The 22832-nt window shown below is 54.9% G+C and carries 18 protein-coding genes; 9 read left to right on the plus strand and 9 right to left on the minus strand.

Annotated features, from left to right (window positions below):
- Positions 1-3 precede the first annotated feature (3 nt).
- Positions 4-1197 carry an ROK family transcriptional regulator gene (locus tag OGX91_RS18815; protein ID WP_199946809.1) on the minus strand — a complete coding sequence of 398 codons (1194 nt, stop codon included), beginning with the start codon at positions 1195-1197 and terminating at the stop codon, positions 4-6.
- A 114-nt stretch (positions 1198-1311) separates the two neighbouring features.
- On the opposite strand from OGX91_RS18815, the gene OGX91_RS18820 reads away from it, so the two are divergent.
- The 4 genes from OGX91_RS18820 to OGX91_RS18835 all read left to right on the plus strand — a co-directional run bounded on the left by OGX91_RS18820 (position 1312) and on the right by OGX91_RS18835 (position 8170).
- Positions 1312-4578, plus strand: a complete 3267-nt coding sequence (locus OGX91_RS18820; protein WP_286627170.1) for a DUF5107 domain-containing protein — start codon at positions 1312-1314, stop codon at positions 4576-4578.
- A 73-nt stretch (positions 4579-4651) separates the two neighbouring features.
- Complete coding sequence (locus tag OGX91_RS18825; RefSeq protein WP_005130294.1) at positions 4652-6091, plus strand: sugar porter family MFS transporter; 1440 nt, start codon at positions 4652-4654, stop codon at positions 6089-6091.
- Positions 6091-6933, plus strand: a complete 843-nt coding sequence (locus tag OGX91_RS18830) for an aldose 1-epimerase (protein WP_286627172.1) — start codon at positions 6091-6093, stop codon at positions 6931-6933. The genes OGX91_RS18825 and OGX91_RS18830 overlap by 1 nt, the downstream gene beginning before the upstream one ends.
- Positions 6934-7021: 88 nt before the next feature.
- A complete protein-coding gene (locus OGX91_RS18835) occupies positions 7022-8170 on the plus strand; it encodes a 3-phenylpropionate MFS transporter (RefSeq protein WP_199946813.1) in 1149 nt (382 codons plus the stop codon).
- On the opposite strand, the gene csiE is transcribed toward OGX91_RS18835, so the two are convergent.
- The 7 genes from csiE to OGX91_RS18870 all read right to left on the minus strand — a co-directional run bounded on the left by csiE (position 8165) and on the right by OGX91_RS18870 (position 16836).
- Positions 8165-9442 carry a stationary phase inducible protein CsiE gene (gene csiE, locus OGX91_RS18840; protein WP_199946814.1) on the minus strand — a complete coding sequence of 426 codons (1278 nt, stop codon included), beginning with the start codon at positions 9440-9442 and terminating at the stop codon, positions 8165-8167. The genes OGX91_RS18835 and csiE overlap by 6 nt on opposite strands.
- A 609-nt stretch (positions 9443-10051) precedes the next feature.
- A complete protein-coding gene (locus OGX91_RS18845) occupies positions 10052-10651 on the minus strand; it encodes a KpsF/GutQ family sugar-phosphate isomerase (protein ID WP_005130287.1) in 600 nt (199 codons plus the stop codon).
- The gene (locus tag OGX91_RS18850) at positions 10648-12285 is read right to left on the minus strand and encodes an FGGY-family carbohydrate kinase (RefSeq protein ID WP_149692231.1); all 1638 of its coding nucleotides are present in this window, start codon (positions 12283-12285) and stop codon (positions 10648-10650) included. Before OGX91_RS18850 ends, OGX91_RS18845 begins: the two co-directional genes overlap by 4 nt.
- Positions 12286-12302: 17 nt before the next feature.
- Entirely contained in the window at positions 12303-13256 is a 954-nt protein-coding gene (locus tag OGX91_RS18855) for an ABC transporter permease (protein WP_005130284.1), read from the minus strand.
- A 1-nt stretch (position 13257) separates the two neighbouring features.
- Positions 13258-14247, minus strand: coding sequence for an ABC transporter permease (locus tag OGX91_RS18860; RefSeq protein ID WP_040233450.1), 990 nt, complete (start codon positions 14245-14247; stop codon positions 13258-13260).
- Positions 14240-15748, minus strand: coding sequence for a sugar ABC transporter ATP-binding protein (locus tag OGX91_RS18865; protein ID WP_040233452.1), 1509 nt, complete (start codon positions 15746-15748; stop codon positions 14240-14242). Before OGX91_RS18865 ends, OGX91_RS18860 begins: the two co-directional genes overlap by 8 nt.
- Positions 15749-15852: 104 nt before the next feature.
- Entirely contained in the window at positions 15853-16836 is a 984-nt protein-coding gene (locus OGX91_RS18870; protein WP_003037665.1) for an autoinducer 2 ABC transporter substrate-binding protein, read from the minus strand.
- A gap of 420 nt (positions 16837-17256) precedes the next feature.
- Between OGX91_RS18870 and OGX91_RS18875 the strand changes: the two genes are divergently transcribed.
- Together OGX91_RS18875 and OGX91_RS18880 are read left to right on the plus strand one after the other, a co-directional pair.
- Positions 17257-17895 (plus strand): DUF1007 family protein, encoded by a 639-nt coding sequence (locus OGX91_RS18875; protein ID WP_286627177.1) that lies wholly within the window; start codon positions 17257-17259, stop codon positions 17893-17895.
- Positions 17886-18866, plus strand: a complete 981-nt coding sequence (locus OGX91_RS18880; RefSeq protein WP_286627178.1) for a nickel/cobalt transporter — start codon at positions 17886-17888, stop codon at positions 18864-18866. Before OGX91_RS18875 ends, OGX91_RS18880 begins: the two co-directional genes overlap by 10 nt.
- Positions 18867-18970: 104 nt before the next feature.
- Here OGX91_RS18880 and suhB read toward each other — a convergent pair whose 3' ends face one another.
- A complete protein-coding gene (gene suhB, locus OGX91_RS18885; RefSeq protein WP_003037670.1) occupies positions 18971-19774 on the minus strand; it encodes an inositol-1-monophosphatase in 804 nt (267 codons plus the stop codon).
- 118 nt (positions 19775-19892) lie between these two features.
- On the opposite strand from suhB, the gene trmJ reads away from it, so the two are divergent.
- The 3 genes from trmJ to iscS all read left to right on the plus strand — a co-directional run bounded on the left by trmJ (position 19893) and on the right by iscS (position 22812).
- Positions 19893-20624, plus strand: a complete 732-nt coding sequence (gene trmJ / locus OGX91_RS18890; RefSeq protein ID WP_149692233.1) for a tRNA (cytosine(32)/uridine(32)-2'-O)-methyltransferase TrmJ — start codon at positions 19893-19895, stop codon at positions 20622-20624.
- 239 nt (positions 20625-20863) lie between these two features.
- Positions 20864-21355, plus strand: coding sequence for a Fe-S cluster assembly transcriptional regulator IscR (iscR, locus tag OGX91_RS18895; RefSeq protein ID WP_003037674.1), 492 nt, complete (start codon positions 20864-20866; stop codon positions 21353-21355).
- A 242-nt stretch (positions 21356-21597) separates the two neighbouring features.
- Positions 21598-22812 (plus strand): cysteine desulfurase, encoded by a 1215-nt coding sequence (gene iscS / locus OGX91_RS18900; protein ID WP_151217660.1) that lies wholly within the window; start codon positions 21598-21600, stop codon positions 22810-22812.
- Positions 22813-22832 lie beyond the last annotated feature (20 nt).

The raw sequence follows: 22832 nt of genomic DNA on the forward strand, positions 1-22832 counted from the left end.
TGGTTACAACTCGCTGAGCTGTGACTCGACATACAGATAGCCAATTCCCATGAGTTGCTGGGCACGATTGAGCTGGCCGAAGCTTATCTGAGTCGCTCTGGCGCGCGGGTTATCACCGTGATCAAACGGGTTAAACCCCGTTTGCTGCACCAGCGTATTGAGCCAGCTATCGCCAAAAGCGCAGCTACGACCGTACAACCATATCTGGTTAATATTCAGTATATTCAGAAAGTTATATAAACTTAACCCGATGGCGCTGGCGGCATGTTCGGCCCAGGCCTGAATACGAACATCACCGTTCTGCCAGGCTGCAATAAGCTGGTCGGTGGTGAGCGTTTCCGGATCGTAAAGGGGCGTCGGCTGCGATTTCATCCACACGCGGGCCTGCTTTTTCAACGCGCTTAATGACGCCACCGTTTCCAGACAGCCATAGCGACCGCAGTCACAGGCAATTCCATCGGGATGAATGATGGTGTGTCCAATCTGACCGCTGCCATACAGACTACCGCGCCAGATATTGTCGTTAATCACAAACGATGAACCAATGCCGTAATCAACGTTAATCACGCAAAAATCACCGTTAGCCGCTGGGTTTTGCCATTTTTCGGCCAGCGCCAGCATTACGCAGTCATTGTCCAGGCGGACCTGTACGCCGAGCATCTCTTCCAGCAGATATTTTATCTCCACCGGTGTTTTCCATGGAGCCTGGGGCATGGTTTTTGATGCGCCGGTGATCGGATCAACCTGACCGTGAACCCCGAGCGCCAGATTAATCGTGACCTCGGGAAATTGTCGACGGTATTCCCGCCAGTGTGCAGCCAGGGCCGACAGCAGCGCTTTGGGGGTTTCCGGTTTAATGACCTCATGACGCCAGTCGCCGATGGCAACCAGCCGCGCGTCCGCCAGTTGGCTGGTGATACTGGTCGGGGTGACGTTGATACATAGCGTCCATGCGCCTTTTTCTGGCAAATGATAGCTGCCGCTGCTCAAACCGCGCTGGCTTAAGGTTTCTCGCGAATGACTGATTCTCCCTTCATCCATCAGCTCTTCGAGGATATTACTGACCGCCGGGATCGACAGGCTGGTGAGCTGCGCCAACTGTGACTTGCTGAGCTGCTTTTCCCGCCACAGGTGCGACAAAAAGATCTGCTTATTCGCCTGACGAACCCTGGCGTTGTTGAACCCCGAACGCTGCATTCACTTAACTCCCTTAACTATATTGCGTGAGCATTGCGCATTTTAACGCCACTTAACTGCCGCAGAATAGCATCAAGTTGAATTTTTACTTTTGTTTATTGAGTGGAGAGCGGCATGTACGGTTCAGTTAAAGTCTGGCAAGAAACGATCACCCTCCCAACGTGGACGGCGGGTGAAGAAGACGCTAACCCCATGTTTCTGGAGAAAAGGGTTTATCAGGGATCTTCTGGCGCGGTGTACCCGTATGGCGTGATTGATACGCTGACCGGCAAACGTGAAATGCGCGACTACAAGGCGGTGTGGATGGAGAATGACTTCATTCGCGTCATGCTGTTGCCGGAGTTAGGCGGGCGTATTCATCGAGCGTATGACAAAGTACAGCAGCGCGATTTTGTCTACTACAACGAAGTGGTGAAACCCGCTCTGGTCGGCCTGCTTGGGCCGTGGATCTCTGGCGGCATTGAATTTAACTGGCCACAGCATCATCGCCCAACCACTTTTATGCCGGTCGATTTTACGCAGCAACAGGGTGAACACGGCGAATATACCGTATGGATGGGTGAGATAGAACCTATGCGCGGTTTACAGGTAATGACCGGATTTACGCTGTATCCGGATCGCGCCCTGATCGAGATAACCGGGAAGGTGTTTAACGGTAACGCCACGCCGCGCCATTTTTTATGGTGGGCGAATCCAGCGGTGAAGGGCGGCGACGATCACCAGAGCGTGTTTCCGCCAGATGTGACCGCAGTATTCGACCACGGTAAGCGCGATGTTTCTGCGTTTCCCATCGCCACCGGCACATACTATAAAGTGGACTACTCGGCTGGCGTGGATATCTCGCGCTACAAAAATGTTCCGGTACCGACCTCCTACATGGCTGAAAAATCAGATTATGATTTTGTTGGCGCATGGCATCACGGTGAGCGAGGCGGGCTGCTACATGTGGCTGACCACCACGTTTCGCCAGGGAAAAAACAGTGGACCTGGGGCTATGGCGACTTTGGCGTTGCCTGGGATCGTAACCTTACCGATGACAACGGTCCTTATATTGAACTGATGACTGGGGTCTTTACCGACAACCAGCCGGATTTCACCTGGCTTGCGCCGTACGAAGAGAAAGTCTTCGTACAAAACTTCCTGCCCTACAGCGAACTGGGCATGGTGCAAAACGCCAGCACGCAGCTGGCGCTGCGCCTGGTACGTGAGAGTAACCAGCTTTCTGTGGGCGTTTATGCCATTGCGCCGCTGCACGACGTGCAGATTACGCTTTCTGCCGATGGACAACCGTTCTATGAGCATACGCTGACCCTGGAGCCCGGACAAAGCTGGCTGGCTGATGTGTCTGACGATAACCATGCGCGGGTAACGATGACTGTCACTGATGCCGATGGCATTACGCTTTTGCAGTACGAAGAGCACATCGCGCAAGAGTTACCACTGCCATCGGCGGCCGTCGCGCCAGCGCTGCCAGAAGCGCTGTCTAATACCGACGAACTCTATTTTATTGGCCAGCATCTGGAGCAGTACAACCACGCCAGTCGCTATGCCGAGGATTATTATCGCCGCGCGCTGGAAATTGATCCGCTGGATTACCGCAATAATGTTGCGCTGGGGACGCAGGCATTAAACCGCGCGGACTGGGCGCTGGCGGCGCATTGTGCGGGTAAGGCGCTGGAACGGGCGCATAAACTCAATAAAAACCCGCGTGATGGCGAGGGGAGTATGCTGCTGGCCGCGGCACAAGAACGTCAGGGCGATGATGACAGCGCCTGGGATAATTATTATAAGGCCAGCTGGAGCGGCAACTGCCGGGATGCGGCTTTCTGGTCGTTAGCGCGTTTGGCGATGAAGCGTCAGGACTACGCCGGTGCACTGGAAAAGGTCGAGCAGAGCTTACGCTTTAACGGCAGTAACAACCTGGCGATGGGGCTAAAAGCGCTGGCGCTGGCAAAGCTTGATCGCAATGCGCAAGCGCTGGACTACATTCGCCAACAGCTGGTGGATTATCCGCTGAGCTATACCCTGCACTATGCGCGCTGGGCTATCTGCCAGGATGAAGCGACAGCGCTTGCGCTGATCACGATTACCGGGCGGCGTGGGACCAACGCGTGTGAACTGGCAGGCTGGCTGACCTCTTTGGGGCAAAAGGATGCTGCTCGTGGTGTGTTGGAACTGCTCAACAGCCAGGAAACGTTGCCGATGCTGTGGCGCGCCTCGCTGAGCGACGATCCACAACCTTTCATCGAGCGAGCCCGTGCATGCCTGCAAAACCGCGTTCGTTTCCCCAATACGCTGGATGAAGTGCAGATGCTGCAAAGCCTTGAGCAGAGCGCATTTGCCCGCTATTTACTCGGCTGTTTCTGGTACAGCAAACGGCGTTATGCCGAGGCGGTTTCCTGCTGGCAGTTCACGCTTGCGCAGGAAGCGGATTTCGCTCCGGCGCATCGTTTACTGGGCATCTACGCCTGGAACAAACTGCACGATGCGCAGCAGGCGAAACAGTATCTGTCGCAGGCTGTTGCACTGGAGCCGCAAAATGCCCGCTTCCTGTTTGAACTCGACTATCTCAACAAGCTGATGGCACAACCGGCTGAACAGCGCCTGCAGCGACTGGAAGCCAGCAAAGAGATTGTCTTCCAGCGTGATGATCTGACGGTGGAACTGCTCAGCTTGTGGAATGGATTGGGGCGCTATGACGATGCCGCCGCAGTATTACGTGAGCGGGTGTTCCATCCGTGGGAAGGCGGTGAAGGCAAAGCCACCGGGCAATACCTGCTTAATCAATTGCATCGCGCGCTGGCTGCCGTGCAGTCCGGCGACCCGCAAACTGCTATTACGCAACTGCAACAGGCGCTGCACTATCCGCAAAACCTCGGGGAAGGCCGTTTGCCAGGGCAAACGGATAACGACATCTGGTATTTGCTGGGGTATTGCGCGCAGTTGCAAGGCCATTTCGAAGAATCTCAGCGCTACTTCTCCCGTGCGACGCGCGGCGGAAGCTCACTGGATGCCGGACGTTACTACAACGACCAGCCAGTGGACTATCTCTTCTGGCAGGGTATGGCGCAGAGAAAACTTGGCGATGATGCAGAGGCGGACGCTCTGTTCAATAGCTTCCTGCAATGGGTTGAGTCGCATCACGACAACGTGCCGGATGTTGATTTCTTTGCCGTATCGCTACCCGATCTGGTGGTGCTGGATACCTCAGCACAAGCAAAACACCAGCAACACTGCCTGTTTATCAATGCGCTTGGGCATCTGGGGTTGGGAAATAGCGCCGCCTGTCAGCGTGACCTTGATGAACTCCTGCAACTCAATCCGGCGCATGACAAGGCATTACTGCTGCGTCACGCCATTAACGTAAGGCTTTTCCGGTAACACCTGAAACGGGTGGGGGAGAACCTCACCCGAAACCTTCTGTCCCCTGCGTTTCCCTGAAAGAGGAATCATAATGAATAACGCGCAGACACATTTAAAGATTGGTTACGTCTGGACTATCTGCCTGGTTGCGGCCTGCGGTGGATTACTGTTTGGCTATGACTGGGTGGTAATCGGCGGGGCAAAACCCTTCTATGAAGCGTATTTCTCGATTACCGATCCGGCGCAATCCGGCTGGGCGATGAGTTCCGCGCTGGTCGGTTGTATCTTTGGGGCGCTGATTTCCGGCTGGTGCGCCGATAAGTTTGGCCGAAAGATGCCGCTGATCCTCTCGGCGATCCTGTTTAGCGCTTCCGCCTGGGGAACCGCCGTCGCCAGTAACTTCGATATGTTTATTGTTTATCGCATTGTGGGCGGCGTGGGGATTGGTCTGGCGTCTGCGCTAAGTCCGCTGTATATCGCCGAGGTCAGTCCAGCGGAAAAGCGTGGTCGCTTTGTTGCCGTTAACCAGCTCACCATCGTGATTGGCGTACTGGCGGCGCAGCTTATCAACCTGATGATTGCTGAACCTGTCGCCACAGGCGCCACACAGCAGGCGATTGTGGAAAGCTGGAACGGTCAGACGGGCTGGCGCTGGATGTTTGGTGCGGAATTGGTGCCTGCGGTAATTTTCCTGGTGCTGATGTTCTTTGTGCCTGAATCGCCGCGTTGGCTGGTGAAAGCAGGCAAAGTCGATCGTGCTCGTGCCATGCTGCAGCGCATTGGTTCGACGGAATATGCCGGGCAAACGCTGAAAGAGATCGAACATACGTTGCAAAAAGATAACCACAAGGTCGCGTGGTCAACGCTGTTACAACCGCAGATCAAGCCGATTGTGATTATTGGCATGGTGCTGGCGGTGTTCCAGCAGTGGTGTGGGATCAACGTTATTTTCAACTATGCACAAGAGATCTTCGCCTCTGCCGGATTCGACATCAACGGTACCTTAAAATCGATTGTGGCGACGGGGATCATCAATCTGGTCTTTACTCTTGCCGCTCTGCCGTTAGTGGACAAAATTGGCCGTCGTAAACTGATGCTGTTCGGTGCGTCAGGATTGACGGTTATCTACGTACTGATTGCCGGGGCGTACGGGTTGGGCATTATGGGCTGGCCGGTTCTGGTTCTGGTGCTGGCGGCAATCGCGATTTATGCCCTGACGCTGGCGCCGGTGACCTGGGTGCTGCTATCAGAAATTTTTCCCAACCGCGTGCGCGGGCTGGCAATGTCGCTCGGTACACTGGCGCTGTGGATTGCCTGCTTCCTGTTGACCTATACCTTCCCGCTGCTCAATGCGAGCCTGGGCGCGTCGGGAAGCTTCCTGCTGTACGGTGTGATTTGCGCGATGGGCTTCATCTATGTTCTGCGTAATGTACCGGAAACCAAAGGCGTGACGCTGGAAGCGCTGGAGGAACAGCTGGCGGCACAGCATACGAAAGTTGTCGCATCAGCCCAACCGCGAAGCGCCCGCTAATGGAGGGTCTGTTAACGCTACAAAACGCACATCTGCGGATGTGCGTCGATCCGCAGGGCGGTTCGCTACTGAGTCTGGTGTCGGTACAACATCAACAGGCCGTTTTACGCGAAGGCCTGGGGCAGCGACCGGATGATTGCGGCATGTTCCCTATGCTGCCGCTGGCTAATCGGGTGGTGGGCAATCGCTTCCTGCTGCGTGGTGAACAGGTGGTTTTACCTCAGCATGATGCAGACGACACCTTCTTCCTGCACGGCGACGGCTGGCTGAAGCGCTGGGAGGTGGTTACCGCGACCCAAAGCGGCTGTTTGCTGCAGTTGCGTAGTTGGCACCCCTGCGGCTACGACTATACGGCGCAGCTGTGTTATCAACTGGAAGCGTCCAGCCTGCACGCCTCGTTGACGCTTACCCATTGCGGTGAGCAGCCGATGATCTATGGCTGTGGATTTCATCCGTTTTTCGCCTTTGATAAACGCAGTACGGCGCAGTTCACCGCCAGCGGCTTTTGGCCGGAGGGAGAACAGCATCTGCCGCAGGAATGGCAACGTGTCATTCCACCTACGGCGGATTTCATGCGTGCGCAATACGGTGAGGATAGCTGGCTGAACGTCGGCTATTCCGGCTGGAGCGGACGGGCCGTTATTCAGCGAGATGTGATGAAAGTCACGATTTTAGCGCAAACTCCATGGTTGATGCTGTTCAGAATGTCGGGTGAGCCGTTCCTGTGTCTGGAGCCGCAGACGCATCCGGTGAATGCCCACCACATGCCGGGGCAGCCGGGGTTGCAGGTTTTAGCGCAGGGAGAACGCTGCCATTTTGCGATGCAAATTTGCGTCGAATAGGGCAAAAGCCATGTTATCTGCCTGTTAATGCTCTCTTGCGCCAGCCTGCGTTTGTCGCCAGACTATCGCCACCAAACGGGAGGGATTCATGGCTTTGCATTCCACGCGCTGGCTGGCGCTCGGTTATTTCACCTACTTCTTTAGCTACGGTATTTTTCTGCCTTTCTGGAGCGTTTGGCTCGAAGGGCTGGGGCTGACGCCGGAAACGATTGGTGTACTGTTGGGGACTGGGCTGATTGCCCGTTTTCTCGGTAGTTTACTGATTGCGCCGCGCGTAAGCGATCCCTCTCGTCTGATCTCAGCTTTACGTATTCTGGCCCTGTTGACGCTGGTATTTGCGTTGGCCTTCTGGGCGGGGACCAACGTGGCGTGGCTGATGGTGGTGATGGTCGGCTTTAACCTGTTTTTCTCGCCGCTGGTGCCGTTGACCGACGCACTGGCCAACACCTGGCAAAAACAGATAACCATGGATTACGGTCGGGTCCGGCTGTGGGGATCCGTGGCTTTTGTGATCGGCTCTGCGTTGACCGGCAAGCTGGTGAGCTTGTTTGACTATCGGATTATCCTGGTCCTGCTGTCGCTTGGCGTTGCATCAATGCTGCTGGGGATGATGATCCGCCCAAGCGTACAGCCAGCGGGGGAGAACCGTCAGCAGGAGAGCGCGGGATGGCCCGCCTGGCGCGCGCTAATAACCCAAAGCTGGCGTTTTCTGGCGTGCGTGAGTCTGTTGCAAGGCGCGCATGCCGCTTATTACGGTTTCAGCGCTATTTACTGGCAGTCTGCCGGGTATTCCGCTTCGGCGGTGGGCTATTTATGGTCTTTAGGCGTGGTGGCGGAAGTGATTATTTTTGCGCTTAGCCACAAGCTGTTCCGCCGCTTTAGCGCTCGCGATCTTCTGCTGCTTTCCGCCGTTTGCGGCGTGGCGCGTTGGGGTCTGATGGGCTGGAGCACAGCGCTACCATGGCTGATTGTGGTGCAAATCCTGCATTGCGGAACGTTTACCGTCTGCCACCTGGCGGCGATGCGTTACATTGCTGCGCGACAGGGCAGTGAGGTGATTCGTCTCCAGGCGGTGTACTCGGCGGTGGCGATGGGCGGCAGCATCGCCATCATGACCGTATTCGCGGGATACCTGTACCAGAATCTGGGCAGCGGCGTATTCTGGGTGATGGCGCTGGTGGCACTTCCGGCAATCTTTCTGCGTCCGAAGGTGGCGGCGCAGCCTGCAACGTTATGATTCGAGGATTTTGCGGATCTGCTGCTGTTGATGCGGCGTCAGCGCCAGATCCGCATGAATCAACGGCGGCGAAAACAGCGGTAGCGGCGTGGTGTATGGCGTAATAATCAGTGTTACGCCACGCGACGCTCCCTCTTTTTGAAAGTCCTGCATCGGCATGTGTTTTACGTTGAGCGGCAGCAGCGTCAGTTCGCGCAGCTGTTGCTCTATATGCATTTCGAGTTGTTCGTTACTACCGGTCAGCAGGATAATCTGCTTCTCATGCAAATCCTTCTCCTGCATCAGCCAGGCACCGAAAATAACCGCAACCAGCCCGATCTCTTCTTCGGAAAACTGCACGTCGTATTCCGCTTCGAAGCCGTGTATCGCCTCGCGGGTGGTACGTACCAGCCGGGGGTAAAGTCGGCTGAACTCCTCCGGTAGCGTGTTATCAATGCCGATGGCAAACACGCTGCGGTTCAGTGCCTGGGCCAGGTGGATATACAACTGGTCATTCAGCCCTTGCTCGTCGCTGAAGCGCACGTTGCCATACTCGCGAAAACGCAGCACCAGCCGCGCAATAGCAAGGCGCAGGCGGCGATCCTGCTGGTGATTATCGCGGATCGGGTCGGGGATGCGGATCATTGAGAATAACAACGCCATAAACAGCGATTCGCCCAGCGGCGCACTTTGTATGACGTGGCGCTGCCAGTGACGGCCAATTTCCTCGGCGAGCGGATACTCCGCGCAGGATTGCGCCCACCGTTGCTGAAGTGGATTAAACTCCGGGGTGCTCCCCGCGTGATGTTGCAGCAGGCAATATTGTAAATACAGGCGCAGAAACTGGATATCACGGCACTCAAACGGCTTCTGTAAGCGCCGGGAACAGAGGTTAATAAGCGCATGCAGGTTGGTGTCATCATACAACGTCCGTGCAATACCTTGTTGTTTCAGCTCCATTTTTAATGCGGGCGTGAAATGCTGGGCGATAAAAGTCGGGCAAATCCGCAAACCACGGCGCAGCCACTGCAACAGACACAGGCGCTGATTGAGCGGAGTCCCTTCGATCGCATAGCCACCATTCTGCGCGGTGGTAATCGCGAGTCGGTGATAACGCTGGATTTCGAGTCCGGCACCGATAATATCTTCCCGAACCGTGGCATCATCAACGCCATTGAGACTGGTAAAGGTCTGAGTCGTGGCGATTTGGCCGGGCAGGAAAAGCGTCAGCAGTACCTGGCAACGGCGCTGGGGAGCGGAAAGTACAGATGGCGGAGCAAGCGTTGACATCATCTGTAGGGTCTCCCGTAAGTATGTTTGATAAGAATAGCTAAAGTTTGCTCATAGATTTGAGGAATGGAATGCTTTCCACCAGGAATGCTGGAGAGCGTCACAGAATTTTTAACGTGCGGAACAGATAGCGGGAGTGGAACGCAGCGCGTTAATCCGCTTTTTCACTGTTTTATCTTTTTGTTGAGATATAAAAAAATGCCAGAGATGTACTGCATGTCTGTTAAGCATTATGGAGAACATGTGATTCCGTACGGGGGGCGCTTCAGCGCTCTTGCTTTCAGCTATATCCGTTTTGCTGTTCAGATATTTTCAAATAAAAATACAGGTGGTCAGGTGTGGGCTGATCCGGCTGAAAATTGCCGACGTGTTTCCGTAAGGCCGGGAGAACCCGCAGGGATGCGGGTTCAGGGCGCGTTTTGCAGGGACGCTACCTCGCGCCCGGCCCGGTAGCCTGGAGGAATAAACGGAGGGGACCACGAAGTGGCAATTTTCCCGCCGGGAGCCGGGATTGTTAAGGGTACGGCGATAGTACCCTTAACACGTTCACAGGCAGTATCGTTTCAGAGAAGTGAAAAACATAAGGTGAACGTAACAATACGCCGGATGGCGTTACTGCTCACGACTCAGCGTTAATCCCACATCGCCGCCCGGATGCACAGACAACAGCGTCTCCTTTGAGTAGCCGCTCTCGCTCATCAGACAGGCGCAGGCGGCGTCAAAGATAGCCAGCACCAGTAAAATCGAGGTGGTAGCCAACATGTTCAGCGGGTCAGCCTCTCGCTGTACGCCGGTGGAAATCACCAGCCTCGACGCTTTCGCGATGGCCGAATCCGCGTTTTCAGTCACGCTCAGGATTGGCACATTTCTCGCTGTCAGCCCTGGCAGCAGCCGGGTGAGTTCGTCTGAATTGCCCCCGCGCGACAGCATAATCACCAGATCGTTAGCGCGTAAGAAGCCCAAATCGCCATGCGCCGCATCCGTTGCGTTGAGATAAATCGCCGGACGTTCCACGCAGGCGAGCATATGCGCGACTTTACGCGCCGCAATGCCAGAGGTACCGACGCCGGTGACGACGATTTTGCCCTGACAACCGCGCAGCTCCGCCATCAGCAACTGCCAGACAGGTTCGGTGAGATGCTGCCCCAGACCAGCAAGGGCATCGCTATAGAGCTGGAATACGCCGCTGGCCTGAGACCATGAATCACTCATGCGTCCTCCTGCATCAACTGGCGGTATTTCATATGGTCCTGATACATCTCGTGGAACACCCGATATTTGCGATCGTAGTACTGCTTAATGCGATTGGTCTGCGGGGTGACCGTTTTACCAATCCGGCTCATCGCCGACATCGCTTCCGGGAAGGTGTCGAATACGCCTGCGGCGATAGTCCCCATCATGGCGCCGCCCAGCAGCATGGCTTCGCTCTCTTCAGGCAGCAGCATCGCACAGCCGGTGGCGTTGGCATGCTCCTGAACGAAGATCGGGTTTTTCGTCCCGCCGCCGCTGGCCATAATCGTATCGATGGTGTAGCCGCTTTGATTCATCGTTTCGATGATATGCCGCGTTCCCAGCGCAATGGCCTGGATGGTCGCAAGATACTGCAGCGCCATATCTTCCGGCGTGCGCGACAGCTTCAGTCCGGTGATCCCACCGGTGAGCGTGGGGTTGGCGCGCGGCGAGCGGTTGCCGTGGAAATAGGGCAGGATGTGCATATCGCGGGTCAGAAAGGCGATATCTTCCGGCTCTCCGGCCATTTTACGCAGCAGCGCATTCAGCACTTCATAAATGGTCTGCCCTTGAGATTTCGCCTGGGTCAACAAGGTTTCGTAACATGGATGCGACTGAATAACGTGGTCGATTAACGCCCCAGTTGCCGACTGCCCACCTTCGTTGAGCCAGTACTCCGGCAGCACGGCGGAGTAGTAAGGCCCCCAGACGCCGCCGATAAAGCGCGGCTCTTTGGAAATCGCCATATGACCGGTGGAGGTGCCGCCAATTAGTGCGACGCGGCGATCGAAATCAGCCACCTCGCCGGAGACACCGCAGGCGCCAAGCGTGCCGAGCGTACCGGCATGGGCATCGATGATAGAGACGCTGACCGCGGTCCCCGGAATCAGCCCCATTTCGCTGGCGGCGCGCGCAGAAAGACCATGACCAAGCGGTTCGCCCATGGTTTTCACGTAACGGCCAATTTTGGCAGCATCGTGTTCCAGCAAGTCTTCCAGCCCAATCTGGCGGAAATAGCTGGCATCCCACTTGTCTTCATGGCCCATATAAGTCCATTTACACACCGTCGAGCACAATGAGCGCGTGTCATCGCCCGTTGCGCGCCAGGTCAGGAAATCGGGCAGGTCAAAGTAATAACCGGCATTGGCCCAGGTGTTAGGCATATGTTGCTTTAGCCACAGCAGCTTTGGCGTTTGCATTTCCGGTGAGATAATGCCGCCAACGTAGTCCAGCACCCGGTGGTGCAGGGCGTTGATGCGTTCGGCCTGGGTAATGGCGCGGTGATCCATCCACACAATGATGTTCTGTTCGCTGCGCCCGGACGGACTGATGGTCAGCGGTTTACCTTCTTTATCCAGCACCACCAGTGAACAGGTGGCGTCAAAACCCAGACCTTTCACCTGGATAGGGTTGATATCCGACTGGTTAATCGCATCGCGAACCGCGTTACACACCGCCTGCCAGATGTTATCGGAAGACTGCTCAACAAAATCGGCCTGCGGACGGTAAATCTCGATGGCCCGACTGGCCTGTCCGACCATTCTGCCGTTGAGATCAAACACGCCAGCACGGGCGCTTCCGGTTCCGACATCCACACCAATAAAGTAACTTGCCATAATTTTTTCTCCTGAAATCAGGCTTTACGATTCTGTAATGCGATAAAGAGGATCAGCACCGCGCCCCACAGCGCCATCGTCAGATAGCTGCTGACCCCCAGCAAGTTAAGGCCGCTTTCCAGCATTTGCAGCACAATCAGCGCCAGTACCAGGCCGATAATGCGTCCGAAGCCGCCATCCGGATTGATGCCGCCGAGTACGGAAGCAAGGATGGTGACCAGCAGGTAGGACTCGCCGTATCCGGCTTTTGCCGAGTTGAATTTCGCCATCATCAGAATGGCGGCGACCCAGCCGAGCAGGGCTGAAATCACGTACACGGAAATTTGCACCCGTACGGTATTCACACCACTGTAGCGGGTAGCCTGTTCATTGGAGCCGACGAGATACAGGCTGCGCCCCAGTGTGGTGTGCTCCAGCAGTACCCACAGCAGGATTGCCACCAGGAAAAAGAGCAACAGCGCCACCGGAATACCCGCAATCGTGGCGTTGCCAAGGTACTGAATTGCGGTCGGGAAACCCGAAATCACTGTCCCGTTGGAAAGCAGAATATTCAGCCCGGAGATAAGCGTCATCGTGCCGAGGGTGGCGAGAATCGGTGAGACGCCGACCCAGGCAATCAGCGCGCCGTTGAGCGTACCGATAGCCACCGCCACGGCAGCGCCCGCCAGCAGCGCCAGCGCCAGAAACAGCGGGTTATCCGGATGGGTGACGATAATCGCCGCCATCACCAGCGAGCAGGCGTTCGCCCCGGCAATAATTGACAGGTTAATGCCGCCGGTCAGCATGGTCATACCCATCCCGAGGGCCAGCATGCCGAGGATCGGTAACTGTGAGCCTATCGACTGGAAGTTAGCGACGCTGAAAAAACGACTGCCGAGCAGGGCTGAGAAGACCAGGGCGACGACCACAATAATGACGCATTGCAGACGAATGATGGCATCACCGGGTAAAAATCTGGCGATTGTTTTCATCTCAAAGCTCCCTTGCCAGTTTGCGTTTTTCGTTCCAGGCCGTGGCACTGATGCTGACCAGGATAATGGCGCCGCTGAATACGGTGTGCCAGTAAGAGGAGACGCTGAGTAGCGTCAGACCATTTTGTAAGAAGGCCAGCAGGACAACGCCGAGCAGGGTTCCGGTCAACGTTCCGCGCCCACCGCTCATGCTGGTTCCGCCGAGTACGACCGCCGCCAGCACCGTCAGCTCAAAGCCGAGCAGCGAATTGGGCGCAACTGACTGAGTGATTTGCGCCTGCACCACGGCGGCAACACCTGCCAGAATGCCCATATAGCCATACACGTAGAAATGCAGTTTCAGCAGATTTAACCCCAGACGCGAGGCCGCGTCGCGGTTACCGCCCATAGCGTAAACCTGTCGGCCAAGACGGGTATAGTTCATCAGCACAGCGGTAAAGATGATCACCGCCGCCAGGCACAGCAGGGGCAGGGTGAGGCCGTAGTCGTAGCCATCTGCCGCGGTGAAGGAGAACCAGTTAATGCCGTTCATAAACCAGTCAGGGAAACCGTACAGCCAGGTGCCTTTGGTGGCGTAAACCAGAAGGCCGTAGTAGACGTTCAGCGTGGCGATGGTAATGATGATTGCCGGAACGCGCAGCCAGTAGACCAGGAAGCCATTAATCAGTCCAAGCAGCAGGCCCACCGCAATCGCAATGGTTAACGCCAGAGCGAAGTTGCCGCCGTGGCCGATCACCCAACTGGCCATCGCATACTGGGCAATCGCGGTCATCGCCGGAAATGAGATATCGATCCCACCGGAAATCAGCACCACAAACAACCCGCAGGCGAGAATGCCGAGAATCGCGTAGCTGGTGGCCACATCTGTCAGATTGCCGAGCGAGAGGAACTCATCGGTGCTGACACTTAGCCCAACCGCCAGCGCCACGACCAGCAGGCCCAGCCAGAATTCATGTTGCCCGATTAAACGGGACAGAAGCATCTTATTCATTGATTACCTCGACCACTTCAGCAATCTCCTCTTCACGGCAGTGATGAGGATTAAATTCCGCCACCAGCCTGCCGCGACGCATCACCAGCACGCGGTGGCTGTTGTAATACGCTTCCGGAATTTCATCGCAAATCATCAGCACCGCCATCCCCTGTTCCGCCAGATCGCGGGCGATCTGGTAAATACCCTCTTTGTTGGCGATATCCACGCCTACGGTAGGCGAGTCGAGGATCAGAATGCGGGGATTCGTCGCCACCCATTTGGCAATGGCGATACGCTGGGCATTCCCGCCGGAAAGCGTTTTGACCGGGAGATGAGGATCGGACACCTTGATATTGAGCTCGCGGATTAAATCGGCGACCAGCTTTTGCGCTTTATGATGATTGAGCAGGCCGCTGCCGGTATGCAGTTGATCAAAGACCGTGACGATGGTGTTGTCGTAGATCGATTGCTCCATGATCAGCCCCTGCGTCAGGCGATCTTCTGAGACGTAGCCGATCCCGTGCTTAATGGCGTCGTGGTTATTACGCAGCGTGACCGGCTGACCGTTAATACGCATCTCGCCGCTTTCCGGGTGCGTCATGCCGAACAGGCTCAGGCAAAGCTCGGTGCGCCCGGCGCCCAGCAGGCCGACAATCGAGACAATCTCGCCGCCATGCAGCGACAGATTAATGTTCTGGTATTTGCCTCTGCGGCTGAGGTTGCGCAGTTCCAGCAGGGGCTCTCGATCGTCGAATGATTTCTCCGGCAGCGGGCTGTAGTGGAAGCGTTGTCCGGTCATCAGGAAAGCCAGCTCGTGACTGTCCAGTTCGCTGGCAGGATATGTGCCCACCAGTTTGCCGTCGCGCATCACGCTGATACGGTCTGCCACTTCCATTACTTCATCCAGACGATGGCTGACAAACACTACGCAAATGCCGGCCGCTTTCAGTTCGTTAACCACCTTCAGCAGGCCATTGACCTCCTGACGGGTCAGCGAGGCGGTGGGTTCATCCATAATCACCAGGCGCGCGTCGGCGGCAATCGCCCGACAAATAGCGACCAGCTGTCGGTCGGCAATCGAGAGTTTTTCAACTTTTTTATCGGGATCGATGTTCACACCAATACGCTTCATGGCGGCCAGCGCCTGCTGTTTCATGGAACCGCGACGCACCCAGATATCGCCGCCGGGAAGGTAGCGGTTAACCGCAATATTTTCTGCGACGCTAAAGTTAGGAAACAGCGACAGGTCCTGGTAGATAACCTGAATGCCGTAGTGGGACGAAAGCTGCGGCGTCAGGTGATGGAACAGTTTGCCATCGAGTAAAATCTGCGCGCCTTTTTCCGGGTGATATACCCCGGAGATCACTTTAATAATGGTGCTTTTACCACAGCCGTTTTGACCCGCCAGACAGTGAACTTCGCCTTTTCTCAGCGTCAGATTCACGTTATCCAGCGCCAGCACGCCCGGGAATTGTTTGCTGATATTCTCAAGAGTGATAAATGCGGTGGTGTCTGTCATGGACAATACCCCTGCGAGCGTCCTGACGGACGCTGAGTGTTAGTTTGGTGGATAGCGCCGACCAGACGGTCGGCGTTATGGTTTCCCTGGTGTTGGCAAAAGCCTTAGAAACCGAGTGACTGTGCGTTGTCTTTGGTGACTTCGAGGATCTTGTTAAAGCGGATCACTTTCTTCTCCGTGTCGATATCGGCTTTCCCTAAACCGTCGATACTCAGATCGGCATTGACTTCTTTGCCCTGCAACAGCTGATCGGCAACCGTTACCAGCGCATAGCCCGCATCTTTTGGATCCCACAGCAGCGCTTTTTTGATATCACCGCGCATCAGGTAAGGCGCAGCTTGTGCTGGCATGGCGATCCCGACAACGGCAATTTTATCTTTGGCGCGTTTTTTCTGTACAGCCTGACCCGCACCGATTGGACCCAGCGAGCCGAAACCGATAATCCCCTTCATCTGCGGATAGGTTTTCATCAGATCCAGCGTCGTGGCGTAGGATTTATCGATGCTTTCCGCAACCGGCAGACGTGAAGTGACCTCGAACATTTCCGGATATTTTTCTTTCTGGTACTTGATTGCATAATCCGCCCACGCGTTATGCAGTGGGACCGTCAGCGAACCGACATAGATGGCATAACCCCCTTTGCCGCCCATGTTTTTTGCTAGCTCATCCACGTTGGCCTGCGCGTATTTTTCACTGTCGATGGTTTCGATATCCCACTGACCGATTTGCTCGTCCGGGGATTCGTGCGTCAGGACCACAATGCCTTTATCGCGCGCTTTTTTCAGCACTGGCTCAAGAACCTTGGCATCGTTGGGTACCACGATGATCGCGTTGACGTTTTTGGCGATCAGATCCTCAATGACTTTGACCTGCTGTGCCGGATCCGGCGTAGACGGACCGGTCTGGTAAGCGTTCACATCCAGTTTTTTTGCTGCTTCGTTAACACCGGTTTCCATGCGGTTAAACCACGGAATACCGGTGACTTTGGCAACCACAGCAATTTCATATTTTTCCGCCGCAAAGGACGTGCCGGACAACATGCATGCAGAAACCAGGGTTGCACTGAGTAATGCGAGTTTGAATTTCATAGTTGTACCTTTCGTAGGGGGCAGGACATGTCACGGCGTGAAGTTAACAACGAATGGAAGAGGGAATGAATCACAAGTTTGATGAATGTGATCTATGCCCGTTAATGTTAATTTATAGAAAATAAATGGTTAAATAATGGTTAAATTTGAGCGGATTTATAATAAGTTGAATGAATTAAAAGTTAAAAAATCATTGAAATGAAACCAACATTTAACATTTTATTTTCATTTGACTTAAGTTCTGGCGATAAAAAGGGATTTGCTCTGGCATTGATGAACAATAAATTGTCTAAATTGAGAACTGAATCGATACCGGAAAACGGTGCTCAACATTTTTTCGTTCAATGGTATCCTCGGCATACTTGCGCCAAATACGGCATCATTATTTGTGGCGGTGTTGATTTTTATCGTGGAGAACTCATGCAAGGCGTTAAACGTATCATTATGACGTGGTTTCTCGCTGTTCTGTCCTTTGGCGCAGGTGCGCATCCCCACAGCTTTATTCATCTGAAAACCGAAGTCGTGAGCGAGAATGATCGGTTCGTCGCGCTAAAAATGCGCTGGACGATGGATGAAATCACGTCGGCGGATCTGCTTTACGACGCGGGGAATGCTAAACCTGGCGATGAAGTTTGGAAAAAACTGGCGGCGGAAGTGATGGCCAACGTTCTCGGGCAGCACTATTTCACCGAAGTGTGGCACGAAGGGAAAAAGGTAAAGTTTAAAAACAGACCGACGGAATATGGCATGGCGCGTGAAGAACACCAGGCGGTGCTGACGTTCGTTCTGCCGCTGGCCGAAGCTCAACCACTGAGCGGTCAAAAATATACTATTTCAACCTTCGATCCGACCTACTACGTCGATATGAGCTATGACAAAGACAGCGACGCCCGGCTTTCACAGACCATAAGCCAGCAATGCCATATTTCAGTGCATACACCGACACCGAATGAACACATGCTGAGCTTTGCGCAGTCGCTGGATAAAGAAGACGCACCGCCGGAGGATATGGAGTTGGGTAAACAGTTTGCACAGACGGTGACGCTGCAATGTCAGTAGTTTATCAACAACGCGCAGCCAGACGTCGTTGGCTCACGCTATGGCCGCTGGCGGTCTTTTTGCTGCTGGCGACAGGCGGGGTGCTGTGGCTATGGCAGGCCTGGCCGCAGGTGATGATGCAAAGTGTCGTCTGGCAGCGTGACGTTAACCAGCAGATGAGCGGGTTGCTGAAAGCGGTTGCCGCGAATCCCACTCGTGCGGGCGGATCTCTGCTGCTGTTTAGCTTTATTTATGGGGTATTGCACGCATTGGGGCCGGGGCACGGCAAAATCGTCATCACGACCTGGCTTGCGACGCATCCGTCGAAGCTCAAGTCGAGCATTGGGCTGACGCTGGCGTCTTCCCTATTGCAGGGGCTGGTGGCAATAGGACTGGTGGTTGTAGTCCTCACGGTGCTGCAACTGCCTGCCCGACAGCTGCATATGAGCAGTTTCTGGCTGGAGAAAGGAAGTTATGCGCTGGTTGGCATGTTGGGCGTTTTATTGTGTGTCCGTGCGCTGAAGAAATTGCGCCAGCTGCTGATGCGCCCGAAATTCACCGCCTTTACGCCGCACCATGTGCATCACGAGGGCTGCGGCTGCGGGCATCAGCATTTGCCCAACCCGGAACAACTGCAAAGCGGCGATGACTGGCGCGCCCGGTTGATGATTATTCTCTCTATGGGCATGCGTCCCTGCTCTGGCGCAATTATGGTGCTGCTGTTCAGTAAAGTGGTTGGCGTTTTTAGCTGGGGCATGGCGTCGGCGCTGGCGATGGCAGCAGGAACCTCTTTGACGATTACGTCACTGGCTCTGCTGGTACACTGTTTTCGCTCGCTGGCGGTGAGAATTAGCGGACACAAAGCGCCGGTGCTGTGGCGGCAAATCGGATGGATCACGCTGGCATTAGCCGGTGGGGCGGTGCTGATTGCTGCTGCGGTAGTGATGTGGATGAGCGCGGTGCCGGTGGGACGGGGGTTAAGACCGTTTTAGCACTGTTGTCGGATGAATGCCTGATGGCGCTTCGCTGATCAGGCCTACGGGGAACTCCCCAGGTAGGCCGGATAAGGCGCAAGCCGCCATCCGGCATCAAACGATTAACGCTTCAGCGCATCGCTCAGTTCGTCACGCATGTTAGCCAACATGGCTTTAACAACGCGCGGGTTACCTGCAACGATGTTGCCAGTCGCCAGGTAGTTATGACCACCGGTGAAGTCGCAAACCAGTGCGCCAGCTTCACGCGCAATCAGCTCGCCTGCGGCGAAATCCCAAGGTTTCAGACCAATTTCGAAGTAACCGTCAACGCGCGCCGCGGCAACGTAAGCCAGATCCAGCGCAGCAGAACCTGTGCGGCGGAAGTCAGCGCACTCGGTAAACATTTTGCCAAGAATTTTCATGTAAGAAGCGGCGTGCTGCTTCGCTTTGAACGGGAAACCGGTGGCGATGATGGTGCCGTCCAGATCGCGGGCGGTGCTGCCACGCAGACGATAGCCGTTCAGCTGTGCGCCCTGGCCGCGGGTTGCGGTGAACAGTTCGTTACGCATCGGATCGTAAACAACGGCGACTTCAGTACGGCCTTTAATGCGTACTGCGATAGATACCGCGAAGTGCGGCAGACGTTTTACGAAGTTGGTAGTGCCATCCAGTGGATCGATAACCCATTGAACATCCTGATCTTCACCTGCGTGCTCACCGCTTTCTTCGGTGATGATGGTGTGCTGTGGGTAAGATTTGCGAATAGTTTCGATAATAATCGCTTCGGCGGCTTTATCGACGTTAGTCACGAAATCATTGCTGCCTTTCTGGCTGGTTTCTACAGAGTCTGGGGTTTCGTAGTGTTTGGCAATTACATTACCCGCCTTGCGCGCTGCGCGCACGGCGATGGTCAGCATCGGATGCATCGGTCTCTCTCACTGGATGTTAAAGAACGGGAAAACGGCGCAGAGTATAGCAGCGAGTTCGGAATATGTCTTCGTTTTATGATAATATGCCCGAATAATCTTTAGCCGAAGAAATACAATGCTGCAAAATATTCGAATTGTGCTGGTGGAAACCTCTCACACTGGCAACATGGGCTCTGTAGCCCGCGCAATGAAAACCATGGGTTTAACCAATCTGTGGTTGGTAAATCCACTGGTTAAACCGGATTCCCAGGCCATCGCTCTGGCGGCAGGTGCCAGCGATGTGATCGGCAGCGCGCAAATCGTCGATACTCTCGATGAAGCGCTGGCGGGTTGCAGCCTGGTGGTAGGCACCAGCGCGCGCTCCCGTACGCTGCCGTGGCCGATGCTGGATCCGCGTGAATGCGGTTTAAAAAGCGTCTCTGAAGCGACGAATTCGCCCGTAGCGCTGGTGTTTGGTCGTGAACGCGTTGGCCTGACGAATGAAGAACTGCAGAAGTGCCATTACCACGTCGCTATTGCTGCGAACCCGGAATACAGTTCGCTGAACCTGGCGATGGCGGTGCAGGTCATCTCTTATGAAGTGCGCATGGCCTGGCTGGCAACGCAGGAAAGCGAGAAGACCGCAGAATACGAAGAAGCTGAGTACCCGCTGGTCGATGATTTAGAGCGTTTTTACGGTCATCTGGAACAAACGCTGCTGTCGACCGGTTTTATCCGTGAAGGGCATCCGGGACAGGTGATGAACAAGCTGCGCCGTCTGTTTACGCGTGCGCGTCCTGAGAGCCAGGAGCTGAACATTTTGCGCGGAATTTTAGCTTCAATTGAGCAACAGAATAAAAGCAAGTAACTGTACTAATGCCGGATGCGCTTCGCTTATCCGGCCTACGAATCGTGCGGCCTGTAGGCCGGATAAGCGAAGCGCATCCGGCAAACGAATACCGCACGGAACGTCAAATACCTGACTAAATTAGTCAAGTAAATAGTTGACTGATTTAGTCGGGAATGTCAGACTTGCCCCTGCTATGCAATACCCCCATTTTACAATAAAAAACCCCGGGCAGGGGCGAGTTTGAGGCTAAGTAAGACATGAGACTGACATCAAAAGGGCGTTATGCCGTGACCGCAATGTTGGACGTTGCGCTCAACTCCGAAACGGGCCCGGTACCGTTGGCTGATATTTCTGAACGTCAGGGCATTTCCCTGTCATATCTGGAGCAGCTGTTTTCCCGTTTGCGTAAAAACGGTCTGGTTTCCAGCGTACGTGGACCAGGCGGCGGGTATCTGCTGGGTAAAGATGCCGGCAGCATCGCAGTAGGTGAAGTCATCAGCGCTGTGGACGAGTCTGTAGATGCGACCCGTTGCCAGGGCAAAGGCGGTTGTCAGGGCGGCGATAAATGCCTGACCCACGCGCTTTGGCGCGATCTGAGCGATCGTCTGACCGGTTTCCTCAACAACATTACGTTGGGTGAACTGGTGAATAATCAGGAAGTCCTGGATGTGTCTGGTCGCCAGCACACGCATGACGCTCCACGCACTAATCGTGCACAAGACGCGATCGACGTTAAGTTACGCGCATAATTTGCCCGTTATATTTCGTGCCGCAACTGCGTTGGCCACACTTGCTCGCCCCAGTCACTTACTTGATGTAAGCTCCTGGGCACTCTCAAGTTTGCCGCCTTGCTGCAACACGAACTATTTAGGGCAAAGATAATAAGATATTAGAATCAGGCCGGGGTGTTAGACGCCCCGTTAACTCGGTCGTACATCCAGCCGGTTGCCTGATTCCTTGCATTGAAGCGATGTACGGAGTTTATAGAGCAATGAAATTACCGATCTATCTCGACTACTCCGCAACCACGCCGGTGGACCCGCGTGTTGCCGAGAAAATGATGCAGTGTCTGACCCTGGACGGAAACTTTGGTAACCCAGCGTCTCGTTCACACCGTTTCGGCTGGCATGCTGAAGAGGCGGTAGATATCGCCCGTAACCAGATTGCCGATCTTGTGGGTGCCGACCCGCGTGAAATCGTCTTTACCTCCGGTGCGACTGAATCCGATAACCTGGCGATTAAAGGTGCAGCCAACTTTTATCAGAAAAAAGGCAAGCACATCATCACCAGCAAAACCGAACACAAAGCCGTGCTGGACACCTGTCGTCAGCTGGAGCGCGAAGGGTTTGAGGTTACCTACCTCGCCCCGCAGCGTAACGGCATTATCGACCTGAAAGAACTTGAAGCGGCAATGCGTGACGACACCATCCTCGTCTCCATCATGCACGTGAATAACGAAATCGGCGTGGTGCAGGATATCGCGACTATCGGCGAAATGTGCCGTGCGCGCGGCATCATCTATCACGTTGATGCGACCCAGAGCGTGGGCAAACTGCCTATCGATCTGAGCCAACTGAAAGTTGACCTGATGTCCTTCTCCGGTCACAAAATCTATGGCCCGAAAGGCATCGGTGCGCTGTACGTGCGTCGTAAACCGCGTATTCGTATTGAAGCCCAGATGCACGGCGGCGGTCACGAGCGCGGCATGCGTTCCGGTACGCTGCCTGTGCACCAGATCGTTGGGATGGGTGAAGCATATCGCATCGCCAAAGAAGAGATGGAAACCGAGATGGCGCGCCTGCGCAGTCTGCGTAACCGTCTGTGGGACGGCGTGAAAGATATGGAAGAAGTGTATCTTAACGGCGATCTCGAGCAGGGCGCACCGAACATTCTCAACGTTAGCTTCAACTATGTTGAAGGCGAATCGCTGATTATGGCGCTGAAAGATCTGGCTGTATCCTCCGGTTCTGCATGTACTTCTGCAAGCCTGGAGCCATCCTACGTGCTGCGCGCGCTGGGAATGACCGACGAGCTGGCACACAGCTCAATTCGTTTCTCTTTAGGTCGTTTCACTACCGAAGAAGAGATTGACTACACCATCAATCTGGTTCGCAACTCCATCGGCCGTCTGCGTGACCTTTCTCCACTGTGGGAAATGTTCAAACAGGGCGTGGATCTGAACAGCATTGAATGGTCACATCACTAATCGGTATCGATAAGGAGAAT

Source organism: Citrobacter sp. Cpa228, assembly GCF_030333085.1.
In the GTDB taxonomy this organism is placed as follows: domain Bacteria; phylum Pseudomonadota; class Gammaproteobacteria; order Enterobacterales; family Enterobacteriaceae; genus Citrobacter; species Citrobacter pasteurii.